This window comes from Candidatus Enterococcus testudinis (assembly GCF_002140915.1).
GTDB lineage: Bacteria > Bacillota > Bacilli > Lactobacillales > Enterococcaceae > Enterococcus_D > Enterococcus_D testudinis.
Genome location: NZ_NGKU01000001.1, coordinates 1,197,599 through 1,212,012, shown reverse-complemented (window position 1 = coordinate 1,212,012; position 14,414 = coordinate 1,197,599). Strand labels below are relative to the sequence as shown.

Annotated in this window: 16 protein-coding genes and 1 other annotated feature; of the genes, 1 reads left to right on the top strand and 15 read right to left on the bottom strand. The window is 42.3% G+C overall.

What is annotated here, in order from left to right; all coding sequences use genetic code 11:
• Nucleotides 1-75: 75 nt before the first annotated feature.
• From A5886_RS05800 to rplU, 15 genes are all read right to left on the bottom strand, one after another.
• Nucleotides 76-987 carry a PTS system mannose/fructose/sorbose family transporter subunit IID gene (locus A5886_RS05800; RefSeq protein ID WP_086274070.1) on the bottom strand — a complete coding sequence of 304 codons (912 nt, stop codon included), beginning with the start codon at nt 985-987 and terminating at the stop codon, nt 76-78.
• A gap of 20 nt (nt 988-1,007) precedes the next feature.
• Entirely contained in the window at nt 1,008-1,811 is an 804-nt protein-coding gene (locus tag A5886_RS05795) for a PTS mannose/fructose/sorbose transporter subunit IIC (RefSeq protein WP_086274069.1), read from the bottom strand.
• 30 nt (nt 1,812-1,841) lie between these two features.
• Entirely contained in the window at nt 1,842-2,834 is a 993-nt protein-coding gene (locus tag A5886_RS05790) for a mannose/fructose/sorbose PTS transporter subunit IIA (protein WP_086274068.1), read from the bottom strand.
• Nucleotides 2,835-2,902: 68 nt separating this feature from the next.
• Nucleotides 2,903-3,397, bottom strand: a complete 495-nt coding sequence (locus A5886_RS05785) for a PTS sugar transporter subunit IIB (protein WP_179190075.1) — start codon at nt 3,395-3,397, stop codon at nt 2,903-2,905.
• A gap of 219 nt (nt 3,398-3,616) precedes the next feature.
• Nucleotides 3,617-6,439, bottom strand: coding sequence for a sigma-54-dependent transcriptional regulator (locus tag A5886_RS05775; RefSeq protein ID WP_506511088.1), 2,823 nt, complete (start codon nt 6,437-6,439; stop codon nt 3,617-3,619).
• Between the two features lie 164 nt (nt 6,440-6,603).
• Nucleotides 6,604-7,149 (bottom strand): GNAT family N-acetyltransferase, encoded by a 546-nt coding sequence (locus A5886_RS05770; RefSeq protein ID WP_086274066.1) that lies wholly within the window; start codon nt 7,147-7,149, stop codon nt 6,604-6,606.
• Between the two features lie 65 nt (nt 7,150-7,214).
• Nucleotides 7,215-8,156, bottom strand: coding sequence for a diacylglycerol/lipid kinase family protein (locus tag A5886_RS05765; protein WP_086274065.1), 942 nt, complete (start codon nt 8,154-8,156; stop codon nt 7,215-7,217).
• A gap of 121 nt (nt 8,157-8,277) precedes the next feature.
• Nucleotides 8,278-9,069 carry a phosphonate ABC transporter, permease protein PhnE gene (gene phnE / locus A5886_RS05760; protein WP_179189979.1) on the bottom strand — a complete coding sequence of 264 codons (792 nt, stop codon included), beginning with the start codon at nt 9,067-9,069 and terminating at the stop codon, nt 8,278-8,280.
• The gene (gene phnE, locus A5886_RS05755) at nt 9,066-9,848 is read right to left on the bottom strand and encodes a phosphonate ABC transporter, permease protein PhnE (protein WP_086274064.1); all 783 of its coding nucleotides are present in this window, start codon (nt 9,846-9,848) and stop codon (nt 9,066-9,068) included. Before phnE (A5886_RS05755) ends, phnE (A5886_RS05760) begins: the two co-directional genes overlap by 4 nt.
• Nucleotides 9,845-10,633 carry a phosphonate ABC transporter ATP-binding protein gene (gene phnC, locus A5886_RS05750; protein WP_086274063.1) on the bottom strand — a complete coding sequence of 263 codons (789 nt, stop codon included), beginning with the start codon at nt 10,631-10,633 and terminating at the stop codon, nt 9,845-9,847. The genes phnE (A5886_RS05755) and phnC overlap by 4 nt, the downstream gene beginning before the upstream one ends.
• An 83-nt stretch (nt 10,634-10,716) precedes the next feature.
• A complete protein-coding gene (locus A5886_RS05745; RefSeq protein WP_086274062.1) occupies nt 10,717-11,649 on the bottom strand; it encodes a phosphate/phosphite/phosphonate ABC transporter substrate-binding protein in 933 nt (310 codons plus the stop codon).
• A 356-nt stretch (nt 11,650-12,005) separates the two neighbouring features.
• Nucleotides 12,006-12,455: a GNAT family N-acetyltransferase gene (locus A5886_RS05735; RefSeq protein WP_086274060.1), complete on the bottom strand. Its 450-nt coding sequence runs from the start codon at nt 12,453-12,455 to the stop codon at nt 12,006-12,008.
• An 89-nt stretch (nt 12,456-12,544) separates the two neighbouring features.
• Nucleotides 12,545-12,838, bottom strand: coding sequence for a 50S ribosomal protein L27 (gene rpmA, locus A5886_RS05730; protein WP_003126181.1), 294 nt, complete (start codon nt 12,836-12,838; stop codon nt 12,545-12,547).
• 12 nt (nt 12,839-12,850) lie between these two features.
• On the bottom strand, nt 12,851-13,195 hold the full coding sequence (locus A5886_RS05725; protein WP_086274059.1) for a ribosomal-processing cysteine protease Prp: 345 nt from the start codon (nt 13,193-13,195) through the stop codon (nt 12,851-12,853).
• Nucleotides 13,196-13,221: 26 nt separating this feature from the next.
• On the bottom strand, nt 13,222-13,530 hold the full coding sequence (gene rplU, locus A5886_RS05720) for a 50S ribosomal protein L21 (RefSeq protein ID WP_086274058.1): 309 nt from the start codon (nt 13,528-13,530) through the stop codon (nt 13,222-13,224).
• Nucleotides 13,531-13,549: 19 nt separating this feature from the next.
• Nucleotides 13,550-13,620 (bottom strand) — a sequence feature (ribosomal protein L21 leader region).
• A 154-nt stretch (nt 13,621-13,774) separates the two neighbouring features.
• On the opposite strand from rplU, the gene A5886_RS05715 reads away from it, so the two are divergent.
• Complete coding sequence (locus tag A5886_RS05715) at nt 13,775-14,413, top strand: uracil-DNA glycosylase (RefSeq protein WP_086274057.1); 639 nt, start codon at nt 13,775-13,777, stop codon at nt 14,411-14,413.
• The last annotated feature ends 1 nt before the right edge of the window (nt 14,414 follow it).

The window sequence follows — 14,414 nt, the reverse complement described above, 5'->3', positions numbered from 1 at the left end:
ATACGTGTTTTTACGTATTTTGGCGACTATGTAAAAAAGTGCTTGGGTCACCCCAAGCACTTCGTTTTGAAAAGATTATAACAATCCGATCAAGTGTCCACCAATACCGACTAAGAATAAGCCGATGATGATGATGATTGGAGAAACTTTTTTCTTCAATAACCACATGCATAGAAGTGTCAATAACAATGCAGCCAAACCAGGAATCAATTGATCCAAGTTATTTTGCAAGGTTGTTACTTTCACATCTGACAATGCACGACCTTGAGCGACTTGTTCAAACGCTGTTTTCACACCTTCTGAACCTGCTGGAAGGTTAGCCCAATCGATATAAGCACCTTCATCTAACGGTACACTTGAAACGACTGGCGCAAATGATACAGATACCCAGCGTTGCACAAGAGAACCTAATACGAACATCCCTAAGATTGACGCACCTTTGGTCACGTCTTGCAATAGACCACCTGAAAGGTCATCAGTGATTTTAGAACCAGCACGGTAGCCGAATTCTTGTGTGTACCACATAAATGCCCAACGAATGATATTCCATGCCAAGAAGAAGATGATTGGGCCTAAGATGTTTCCGCCTAAAGCAAGAGAAGCACCTAATGCACCTAACATCGGACGAACTGTAAACCAGAATACTGGGTCACCAACACCGGCTAAAGGACCCATCATACCCACTTTTACCCCTTGGATCGCTACATCGTCAACGGGCGCACCATTGGCACGTTCTTCTTCCAAAGCCAATGTTACACCTAAAATAGGTGATGCAATATATGGATGTGTGTTAAAGAATTCCAAGTGACGTTTTAACGCAGCGGCACGGTCTTCTTTTGTCTTGTATAATTTTTTGATTGCTGGAATCATTGAGAATGCCCAACCACCATTTTGCATACGTTCATAGTTCCATGAACCTTGAATGAAGGTAGAGCGCCATGCTACGGCTAAACGATCTTTTTTATTTAATTGAATTTTTTCTGCCATTTTTTTCTCCTCCTTCGATTCTAATAGTCATTCAAGATATCGCCTAGAGGGTCGCCAGTGTTTCCGCCGCCGCCTCCATTTGATGATCCACCCATTTTGGTTACGTTCAAGTAGATCAATGCAATAGCTACTGCCAATGCACCGATTGCGATCAATGTTAATTCAGAGATTGCCGCAATCACAAAACCAATAATGAAGAATGGCCATACTTCGCGAGTTGCCATCATGTTGATAACCATTGCATAACCTACGGCAACGACCATACCACCACCGATAGCCATACCATCTGTTAACCATGCAGGCATAGATTCTAGGAAAGTTTGTACTGTGGCAGCAGGGATTGCTAACAATGCTGCAGCAGGAATCGCGATACGTACCCCTTGCATTGCAACAGCAGCAATATGCCACATTTCGATTTTACGAATATTGCCTTCTTCAGCTGCAGCATCCATAAAGTGAACGATTGGCACAGCCAAAGTACGAACGATCATTGTTAAGAACAAACCAGCTACTGCCAAAGGAATCGCAACAGCAATCGCTGTATCAACACCATTTGTGCCTTGTCCGCCTAATACCAAAATAATTGCAGATGCCACAGATGCCAATGCAGCATCCGGTGCAACAGCGGCACCAATATTCGCCCAGCCCAAAGCGATCATTTGCAATGATCCACCTAGGATAATACATGCTTCCAAGTTACCGGTCACTAAACCGATCAATGTACAAGCTACTAGTGGTTGGTGGAATTGGAATTCATCCAAGATTCCTTCCATACCAGCTAAAAAGGCAACGAGTACTACTAATACCATAGATATAATAGTCATGATAGACCTCCTATTTAGTTGAATACAATTCTATTTGTTTGCTAACTCATTTTTTGCTTTGCGTAAGATTTCGTCCATGTTGTCGCGTGAATCATTCGGTACTTTACGTACATCGAATTTAATGCCGCGATTTTTAAGTTCTTCAAATGTAGCAACATCTTCAGTTCCCATTGACAATACTTTACTTACAACAACTTTACCGACAGAGTGCGCCATTGAACCAACATTGACTTCTTGAATATCAACGCCGCCTTCGACTGCACGAAGAACATCTTCCGGATTTTCAAACAATAGCAAAGCTTTTGTATTCCCAAAACGAGGGTCTTTAGAAACTTCAATCATTTTATCTACCGGAATCACGTTTGCTTTCACGCCAGGAGGCGCTGCTTGTTCAATCAATTTCTTGCGCAAATCATCTTTTGCAACTGCATCAGATACAACGATGATCCGTGAAGGATTGACTGATTTTGTCCAAGCGGTTGCCACTTGACCATGCAATAATCGAGAGTCGACACGTGCCAATACGATTTTGACTTTGCCGTCACCTAGAACAGTGCCAGGAGGAAGTGATCCTTTTGGTTGGTCGTCTTGTACCGCTTTTGGTGCTGCAGCTTCTGCAGGTTCTAGCGCTTCAGGTTTGACCTTGACCCCTTCTTTGGCTGTTTCAACGATATGCGCAGCAATTTCATGCGCTTTATTCATTGAAAAACGTGATGCGTAAGCTTCGATCACCATTGGTAAATTCATACCTGCCACGATTGCCCAAGTATCTTTGTGGTCTTCAAACAAACTGTTGGCTTGGTTGAATGGTGTGCCACCCCATAAGTCAACTAAGAAAAGTACTTCTTCTTGGTCGTCAAATGTAGCGATTGCTTCTTGCATTTTTGCTTTGATGTCATCTGGTCCTTCACTTGGCATCAATGTTACAGCTTTAACATTTTCTTGTTCGCCGAAAATCATTGAACCGGATTGCAAAATGCCGTTTGCAAATTCTCCATGACTTGCTAGGATAATTCCTACCATCTTTTTACCTCCTATTTCAAAATTGAAAATTGTGACACGAATATGAAAGAAAAAACAACGACGAAAAATTAAGAGTGACTACCTTCCTTTTCCAAAATATCCTTCAAATATATTTTTCGATCAGCTGGAACTTTGCGAATCTCGACTTCAATGCCTTGCGCTTGTAAATAAAGCAAAGCGTCAAGATCTTGGTCATTGACAGAAACAAAGTTCGTGATCATCCGTTTTCCCATTGAAAAACTCATCCCGCCTATATTCACAGAGCGAATCGGAATCCCACCTTTGACGAGGGTCACGACATCTTGAGGGTTAGTAAATAATAACATGACTTTTTGGGTATTAAATAATGTGTTATGTGCTACCTCAAGCATTTTCGCTACCGTTACGACATTCGATTTGATTCCTGGCGGTGCAGCTTCTTTCAAAAGAAATTTACGCAGTTGATCATTGGCTACTTCATCACTGACCACGATGATTCGGTTGATACCGGTCAATTTCGACCATGCTGTGGCGACTTGACCATGAATCAGACGATCATCGATTCGGGCAAGACGTATATCCATTCCCATTGCAAAACCTCCTACATCGATCCACTGAACAATTTGAGGATCCGTCCTTTTTTTCGATCACCTCCTGTATCCACTTATATAAAAGCAAGAAGCGTGCCAACTTTTATCAATACACTAATCTTGTGAAAAGCTTAAGAACCAGCTTTGTATAGATACACTAAAAAAGATACACTGCGATTCAGTGTATCTTTTTTAGTGTATCTGTATTCTTTTTTATTTTAAATACAATTCTTTTTCTTGATGATTCTTTATAAGTGCCAACAAATAGAATTCTTCCGAATCAGGAATGGCTAAGTTCATCAACCGTGCAAAGGACTGCACGTGCACATGCAATTGTTCATATTGCGGATTGTCATACATCTCTTGGGTTTCTTCCGGGGAAATCGTTAGGGGTTGGCGCAAAACGATTCGTTCCAACATCCCCGCAGTATGCATGACAAAATTGATTTGAAATCCTTGTCTGGCATCATTCAATTCCAGATCATGAATCAACTCTTGGCTAAACTGCCACAATGGGTCGACCACTTTTTTGGCATTGATATAGGTAAAGTTTTCTTCCAAATAGCCGATACAAATTTCTTTTGATTGTCGATCATCTAATTGAACTTCGTCATCAAAACTCAATTCTTGCTCCAATAGGATATCTTCCAACAATTGATCGACATCTTGATCAATAAAGCGTTCCAACGAAATAAATGGTGCATCGATATGCGGATCAACAATCCCTGTAGAGGCAATCAATTGATAGCGCTGTTGGATACCTTCTAATTCAGAGCGCAGATCAGCAACAGACAGCGTCACGACTTCGACGGATTGGTTTTGCCGTTTGGACAATGAACTTTGGATCAACTCTTTGATTCGCTGGGCTGTACCTTTTCCTGAAGCACAGATAGCCAAAATGGCTTTCGGATGATGATTTGGTAGGATAGACTCTTCGTTGATGACAACACCATAGCCGCGAAACTTGCGTAAAGAATCGTACAATTGATCGATATCGGTCCCAATAACTGATGCTTTGCGGACTGTTTCCAATACGATCGATGTCGTGACCATGTCTACCGTCCTTACAACGACGCCTGTTTCTCGTTGAATCTCGCTATTAAAGGTCGCTAAAGACCCCATGTCCACTAACAACATCACGCCGCTGCCATCGTTGACTTGTTTGACACTTTCGACGATTTTTTTCAAAGCAACTGCCGGCGGCATATCCAACGGCATATCAACAGCAGTCACTTGATCGACTTCCAACAACTGCTTGACGACTTGCACCATACTACTAGCGGTACTATTGCCATGGGCTGCCACCACCACGCCGATTTTCCCAGAAGAATGGGTCGTGCGCAACGAAACAAGCAAGACGGCTAAATAGTAAGACTCGCTTTCCGGGATCGTTACCCGAAAACTTTCACCAATAAAAGCCCGTACTTCTTTGGCGGCTTCAAACTCTTCTGGATAATCGGCGACCATTTGACGAATATTGTCATTGGTTTGACGTTCTTCACCTAAATGGATTTTTTTCAAAAAAGAACTGATGTGCAAACTCATTGCATAAATAAAGTTTTGTTGAAAATCGACTTTCAAGCGTTGGCGCACCATTTCATAAATTTGGTTTGTAACAGTGATGACTTTTTGATCGACAAACTCACTAAGCTTGTTGACAGAATTAAAGGAAAAACCATGGTCTTTGTAAAACGACTTCAAATGCACATTGATATCCGTCGAGATAAAGTGATTGATGGCTTCTTGGTCTAAGCCATCGGCCTTTAACAATGCCGCTTTATCACCAATAATGTCGTATAAATTATAAGGCAGTTCATAGGCATCCGACTGGATGTCATTTAAATTTTCATTTGGTTGGACACTGATTTTCGGCGCCAACGTTTTGGATAATTCAGCCAGCTCGTTCCGACGATTGCCTAAGATGATCAATCCCGAACGAATCCCTTCAGGCAGATCCATCAATTCGATTTCGATTTCCTCTGCTTGCATGTGATTCAAAAAGCCTCTAGCGCAGACAAGCTGGACATTGGATTTCAACTGACCGATATTGCCAAAGCTCACACTGCCAATCAACGCTTTGACAACATCTTCCGTCAACGTGATGCTTCGTTGGATACGGGTAGCTTCTTGGCCAACCAATACACGAACCAATTCGATTTTTTCGGAAGCAGGTCGCTTCTCAAAAAACGGCAATTGAATATTGATGGGGATCCGTCGGGTAAAAGTATCCAAAAGTGTTGAATTTGGATCCTCTGTCGTTGCGCCGACAATCCGTACATTGGCTTGATGATTTTTACCGGTTTCACCTAGTCGACTGAAGGTACCATGATCCATAAAGTAAAAGATCATTTCTTGCCCTTCTGGCGGTAGTCGATGAATTTCATCAAGAAACAGCATGCTTTCATCGGCTTGATCAATGATCCCGATTTTCTCTTGCTCGGCACCGGTAAATGCGCCTTTGACATAACCAAATAAATGACTCATCAATAACTCTGGGTTATTGGCATAGTCGGCACAGTTAAAGACGATCAATTCTTTCTCGTCCGCAATCACTTGATTGGTTTTGGCAAATTGAAACATCGCATGGGCAAAGTAGGTCTTCCCAGAACCGGTCGGACCAGTGATCAAACAATTCAATCCCTTTGGCGGATACAAAATTGCTGCCTTGGCTTGTTCGACCGCGTTCTTCATACTGCCATTGGCACCGATGATCGTTGAGAAGATATCTCGCTTGCTTTTGACCACAGAGACCCGTTGCGGATGGGCTTTCTCTCTGGGAGGCCGATTTTCCATATAACTCGGCACATAATTTTCAGGCGCTTTCTCACTGACATTCGCCCAATAACGCACCGGTCGACTGTCACTTTTTTGAACACGGCCTTCTTTGACTAGCTGATTCAAATCTTTACTGGCATTGCTGCGTTGAATCGCTAGATGATCAGCGACCTCAGATGTCGACAACCCTTTCTTTTCTCCTAAGCCGCTCATCGTATTTTCAACGATATATTGATAAATACGTTCGATTCGCTTCCCCAACAGCTTCGCCTCCTCGTTTTTTTCCACTTGAATACTGTAATCATTTTTTCGCAAAAAAGCAACTTTTTATAAAAAATAGACGATCCTTGCTTGCTTTTCCCATAAAAAGTCGTCAATTATAGCCTAAGAATAAAGCATTTCACAAAAAAAAGACACTCATATGGCTATGGGTGTCCAGATAATTCAGTGATTGGTCGAAAAGGCGGAACGTCGTCATTGAATGTTTGCAGCTCTTTTTGCATCCAAATCACATCGTGCCATTGACCAAACTTATAACCGACTTTTTTAAAATCAGCTACTCGTTGATAGCCCCGTTTATGATGGAAGCCTTCGCTTTGCTGATTGCCACCGGTGATACAGGCGGTTAAGTTGACTATATGCTGTTCTTTCAGTATCTTTTCTAGGGCATCGTACAGTGCAGTTCCGATCCCTTTCGCTTGTGTCGACTGATCTAAATAGACCGTCACTTCCACCGTCCAATCATAAGCAGCTCGTTCTTTGTATGCTGTCGCATAGGCATAACCCAAGATGCGGCCTGATTCTTCCGCGACAAGATACGGGTATCTGCTGGAGATAGAACGAATCCTTTCGCTGAATGCCTCGATCGTTGGGATATCCGTTTCAAATGTGATTGGCGTATGAAGCACATAGTGACTATAAATAGCCAATACTGCTGGTGCATCCGCGGTAGTTGCAAATCGTATCTGCATACGATCCCTCATTTCGTTAAATTTCCAACAGTATACTCTTTTTGAACCAAAAAAACAATCCGCTTTCAGGATTGTTTTTCGGCACGAAGGCTGTGCGTCTCTTCGTTTTTTTCTTCACCACAATAAACAGTCAAGTGTTGCGGTAGCAATTGAATAGTCACTGGCAATTCGGGACCCGCATCTCCATCGACATTGGTCTCGATCGAAGTATTCCCTTTTAGGGAAATCTCGGCTTTCTCAAAGGTTTCATATCCTAAAACTTCATTCGATTCCGTCACGCCTTTCAATAATTCCGGAATACTCTTGATCGTTTCCCATAAATTGCTGTCCTTCAAATAAATCAAGTGTAACTTGCCATCCTTGGTGCTGGCTTTGGGCAACAACGATTCAAATCCGCCCACGCTATTTGAGGAACCGATGATCAAAGTACTGCTTTCGATGGATAGCTGTTTTGTTTCATCCGCTGCTGTTAAAGCAACGTCAAACTGATGGCTTTCATTTTTGCGGACTTCCCGCAAACCAGAAACAAAATACGCCATTTTGCCCAATTTGGTTTTCTCTTCCACTTCAACATTGTTGATGGCAGCGGGAATCATGCCAATAGCGACCACATTCATGAAATACTCATCATTGATTTGGCCAATATCGATAGGTCTTGAATGGGCGATGTCAAATGTATCAATGGCTTCTTGCGGATCAAGAGGAATCGCCAATGCTCTCGCCAGATCATTGACTGTACCCAAAGGAAAGAAACCAAAGTTTGGCCGATGGTCATGAGGTGCTAAGCCGCTGATGGCTTCATTCACAGTACCATCACCACCCATCGCAAAAACACTGTCGAAGACACCCACTGCTTCAGAAGCAAACTGCGTGGCATCTCCTGCTTCTTTTGTGTGTTTGACTTCAACCTCATCAAAAAACATCGCCAACTTCTCTTTGGCCTGTTGTTCATATTCCTTGGCTTGCTCACCACCAGCACTAGGATTCACAATCAATAATGCTTTCATAAAACAGCCTCCTCTGAATTCATTTTTCATACATTCAGTATAGCAAACCCAGCCACGACTTGTCCTTTTTGACACTGCAAAACAGCACACTGACAAAATCAGTGCGCTGTTTCATTGTGGATCAAACCAAACGTTTACGCAAACGACCTGAAATAAAGTCGATCACAGTAACGGTAACTACGATTCCTAACAAAATAATCCCAACACGATTCCAAGAACGAGCATTAATGGCAAAGATCATCGGCGTACCGATACCACCAGCACCAACGATCCCTAGAATTGATGCAGAACGCACCGCCAATTCAAAACGATACAATGTGAAAGACAAAAATTCCGGAATCAATTGCGGCAATGTCGCAAAGCCCAAGACATCCCAACGGTTCCCGCCAGCACTAATCACTGATTCTGAAGGGCCTTGATCCATATTTTCAATCGCTTCGCTATACAATTTTGCCAACATACCGATTGAGTGTACGCTGACAGCCAGCACACCGGCAAAAGAACCCGGGCCAACTGTTTTGATGAACATAATCGCCAACACGATCTCAGGAAATGTCCGTATCGCAGTCAACACCACTTTACCTACACCAGATAAAAAGCGCGGACTATTTTTACTACGGGCTGCCCAAAAAGCAAAGGGGATACTTAAAATTGATGAAATAAATGTGCCGACAAATGCAATCGCCACCGTTTGAATCATCAAACTGATCAAATCTTCGCCATCGCCGGTATAAACATAACTCCAGTCAGGATGAATCAACCCATCAAAGATCGAGCCGATGATTTGGCCTGCATTGTCTTTGACGCCATTAAAAGGAATACCGGAAAAAGCCCAAATATACATGACAACAATGGCAAAAATAAGCAGCCACAGTTTGACTTTCTTTTGTTTTGGTTCTGCAGGTAACATCATAATAATCGCTCCCTTAATCTATTACTGATGGTATCGATCACTAACACGACTGCAAAGATCACTAACACGATAACTGACGTTTGATCATACCTAAATTGACTCAACGAACGTTGCAAGAACACACCGATCCCACCTGCACCGATGTACCCAAGAATTGTTGACGCACGAATGTTGATTTCAAAAGCGTATAAAAGATAGCTCAAAAAGTGGCTCATCACTTGCGGCATGACCGCATAACGGATGATATCGAATTTCGATCCGCCAGAAGCTGTGATCGCTTCGATGGGGCCTTCATCAATCGTTTCAATTGATTCATAAAACAATTTCGTGATCATCCCAAAAGAAAAGACGGAGATCGAGATGACCCCTGCAACTGGCCCAATGCCGACAACTGCCACAAACAAAGCAGCCATCATCAAATCTGGAATCGTCCGGATAATATTCAGCACAAATCGAAACACGCCGCTAATCAAAGTATTGGTCATGATATTGCGGGCAGCAAGCAATGAGAACGGCAAAGCGACGATGGCACCAAAGGTTGTACCAACAATCGCCATTTGAATGGTTTGCAAAATCGGTTCAACGATAATAGGAACATAAGCCCAATCCGGTCGGGCCATTTTTTTCAAAATCACATTCATCTGGCCCATATTGCCAAAAAAGCTTGGCATATCTACACCAGAAATCGATCCACTTACATACAAAACGATCACAAAGATGGCTAGCCATAAGACGTTTTTCCAAAGACCGCTGCGTTTGGGCAACGTTTGGGTGGTCATAAAGCTTCGCCCCCTTGTTCTTCCATAATCTCACTGCCGTAGATTTCTTTCAAGCGTTGATCGGTTGCTTCGCTCACAGGCCCATCAAAGACCAAACTTCCATCACGCAACCCAATAATGCGGGTACCATATTCTCGCGCCAATTGAACCGAGTGCAAGTTGACAACGATCGTGATACCTAAGTCTTGATTGATACGTTTTAAGTCATTCATGACTTTCTCAGTAGTCAAAGGATCTAGTGATGCCACTGGTTCATCTGCCAAAATGATTTTCGGTTCTTGTGTCAACGCTCTGGCAATAGAGACCCGTTGTTGCTGACCACCTGACAATTCATCCGCTCGCGTGTACACTTTTTCAGCTAAGTTGACCCGTTGCAATGATTGGTAGGCGAGTTCTTTGTCCGCTTGCGGGAATAATCCAAATAACATTTTGATAGTCGGATGATAAGCCACCCGCCCCGTCAAGACGTTCCGTAAGACACTCGAACGCTTCACCAAATTGAAGCTTTGGAAAATCATGCCAATGTCTCTTCGAATCAAACGCAACGAACGCCCTTTGGCTTTTGTGATCGATTGATTGTCGATCAAAATCTCGCCGCTTGTAATTTCATGCAGCCGATTGATTGAGCGCAGCATTGTTGATTTCCCTGCGCCGGATAATCCCACCACAATCACAAATTCACCTTTTTTAATATCAATATTCAAATCTTTCAACCCCAAAACACCATTTGGGTATTGCTTGGTCACATTTTGGAATGAAATGATTGTATCTTTGTCTAACGCCATGATTCTCCTACTTTCTATTGTAAAAATCGCCATACATTCGAAAAGGGCACCTCAAGTTCTGGCACCCTTTCGTTATTGATGAATTATTGACCTACTTGCTCGGCATATTCTCTTACGATGTCGAAATTGCTGTCTTGAGAGACAACATACCCTTCATGAGAATAAATGTCAGAGATGATTTGTTTGCCTTCTTCATCTTGACCGATAGCGATAAAGGCATCTTGGATTTTTTTGTCCCATTCTTCACTCATATCACTGCGAACACTGATCGTATCGTTTGGAATTGGTTCAGTGAAGTACATTGGTTCTACTTCATCCATGATTTCTGGATAATCACTCTTCACGGTATTGCGGGCATCTTCAAAGACAAATGCCGCATCCACATCACCATTTAGTACAGATAGGATTGCTTGGTCATGTCCTTTGACTTGAACAGTGGTGACATCTGTATTGATATCGATCCCAGCTTTTTTCATTTCAGCTACAGGCCATACGTATCCTGCAGAAGAAGTGACATCTTGAGTCGCGATCGTTTTGCCTTTTAAGTCTTCAAGATCTTCGATACCACTGCCGCTTTTGACAACAATCATTGAACGGTAGCTATCTACCAATTCGTCTGTCGCTTCTCCACCAGGCTGTTTGATACCATATCTTTGTGCTTGCAATAATACCTTCACGTTGCTTTGCTCATGAGCCAGTACATATGCATTTGGCGGTAAGAAGCCGACATCTACTTGTTTTGAAGCCATGGCTTCAACGATCGTATTGTAGTCAGTAGAAACACTTACCGTAACTGGAATCCCTAGCTCATCACTTAATAATTGCTCTAAAGGTTTTGCTTTGGCTTCCAATGTTTCAGCCGCTTGAGATGGAACGAATTGAACAGTTAATTCCTCCGGCACATAGCTTTCTTCACCAGAAGCATCCGTACTTGAATCTCCTGATCCGCAAGCTGCCAAAGTAAATGCTGCGGCCAATCCTAGTCCAACTGTTGCTGCTTTTTTCCAAACTTTCATCACTTTTCCCCTTTTCAAATAAAAAAATCGAACAAAACGAAAATACCGAACTTTCCTTTCTGATTATAAGAAAAAAAAACCAACAAAACAACCAATTTTTATTTTATTCCATATATATTTTTTTAATTGTTCGTTAAAACCGAACATTATTTCGTGAGTCCTTTCCCAATCAGAGAAAATCAAAGTCGGAAAAATCCTAATTTGCCCTTCTTCAGCATCGTAACAAAGCACTGTGCATTTTAAGTTAGCAACGTGTAAAGCTTTTGTTAAGCTTACAAAAATACATTGTGAATTAAAAAACATTTATTGTTATTTTCATTTGTTCGTTCCTACAGAAATGCTGATCATTTCACCACTCAGCATTTCCGTAATAGAACGAACTCACCACTCACTTCTTCACCTGTTTTTTCAAAACCCATTTTCTCGTATAATGTCTCAGCTATTTCATTGCCAGCGACAGTTGAGATGCGTAATTCTTGCGCCTGCACATGTTCATTGAACCATTTGAAGGCAACTGCCAGCCCTTGGCGACCATATCCTTGCTGTTGATATTTGTGATCGATCATGTAACGCTCGATCCACCACGAATCTTTCGGATAATCATCATCTGCCGCATAATAACTGAAAAGGATAAACCCCACCATGTCTTTCTCGTGATAAATCGCAAATGCTTGCCTCTGTTCTTCGAAGATAGATTCCAATAATGAATACCAATTAGGGGAAACAAAGTCTTTTTGATGCCCTGCCAGTTCCAAGGCGATACAGGCACGATAATTCGATTGATTGATTTCTTTTAAATGAATCATTATCATCTCTCCTTCCGATTTTTTAAAACGCTTACATATCATCTGATAAAAAAGTCCGGGTACTATAAAGTATCCGGACTTTCTACTTATTAAGCTTCTTGCGCTACTGGGTAAACTGACACTTGTTTTTTGTCGCGGCCTTTACGTTCGAAACGAACAACACCGTCAACTTTAGCAAACAAAGTATCATCTCCACCGATACCAACATTTACACCTGGGTAAATTTTCGTACCGCGTTGGCGATAAAGGATAGATCCGCCTGAAACAGTTTGACCGTCAGCACGTTTCGCACCTAAACGTTTTGATTGAGAGTCACGTCCGTTAGACGTAGAACCTCCACCTTTTTTGTGAGCGAAGAATTGCAAATTCATTTTCATCAACATGAGATGCACCTCCTATTTTTCTTTAGTAGTTTTGATTTGGATATAATCGTTGTACTCTTCTTGAACTGATTGCAAGCCGATCAGCAAATTCTCCAAAAGAATTTGTGAGATATTCGACTGCTCTTGGGTCAAACGAGCAGGTAGTGTTACCAATAGATAACCACCTTGTTCATTGTCTGCTTCAACTTTTGGCGCAATGCCAGCTAAAGCGTCGATCCCATTTACTGCACTGATAGCCAATGCGGATGCTGCAGCACAGACGATGTCTTTGCCGTATTCTCCTGCTTGGGCATGTCCAGTAAGTTCAAAAGAAACAATCCGACCAGAGTCATTGCGTTTGAATGTCCCTTTGATCATATTCGTTACCCTGCTTTTCGTCAGAATTAAGCGTTGATCGCGTCAATAACAACTTTTGTGTATGGTTGACGGTGACCTTGTTTACGGTGTGAATGTTTTTTAGGTTTGTATTTGAAAGTCACGACTTTCTTTTGTTTGCCGTGTTTTTCAACAGTACCTTCAACAGTTGCACCAGCAACGATTGGGGCACCTACTTTTGTTGATTCGCCACCTACTAAGATGACTTCGTCAAAAGTAACTGTTTGTCCAGCTTCAACGTCTAATTTTTCAACGTAGATTGCTTGACCAACTTCAACTTTCACTTGTTTCCCACCAGTTTTGATAATTGCGTACATGCTCTACAGCACCTCCTTATGATATACTTAGACTCGCCATCCCAAGTGACTTTCGTGCTTAATACTTGTTCTGTGCGGTTGTAGCTGTGGAGTCCACAATTACAACAGACTAACTTTATCAAAATCCCAGCATAATGTCAATGCAGATAGTCAAAATAGTTTCATTTTTATTTTCTGCAAACCATTATGAATTGACACTTATTCTATGTAAAAATAGAAATCTTTTAATAAGAAAGGACTACTCATGGACTATCCTAAAGAACTCGCTTACCCTATTCAACAATTATCTAAGGCGTATCCCCTAGAAGGCTTCGTCGCTGGCCAAGGACCACTGCATCCTCGATTGATAATCGTGGGAGAAGCCCCCGGTCGAACAGAAGTTGAAAATTTCATTCCCTTCAGTGGCCAAGCTGGCAAAGAGTTGATCAAATCTCTAGCCCGAGCTGGTTTAACCAGAGAAGATGTCTATATCACTAGTGCCGTTCGCAGCAGACCCTACGGTACAAAAGAAAGGGTCAACAAACGATCCGGCGCTTATGAAATCGTCCACCCCAATAGAACGCCAACCAAAAAAGAAGTCTTGCTGCATGCCCCGCTTTTGGATTATGAAATTGCGCAAATTGACCCGCCGATCATCGTGACTGTCGGCAATATCGGTCTGCAACGTCTATTGGGTAACCAAATGGTGATTAAACACTGTCACGGACAAGTGATTCAATCGACGATCCAGCAATGTAATCGTGAAAGAACTGGGTATCAATGGTCTACTCTATCCTATTTGATTGTGCCTATGTATCACCCTGCAGCGATTTTCTACAATCGGACACTGGCTGCAGACATCGAAAAAGACTGGACTGGCCTCAAAACCATCCTTCAACAATAGA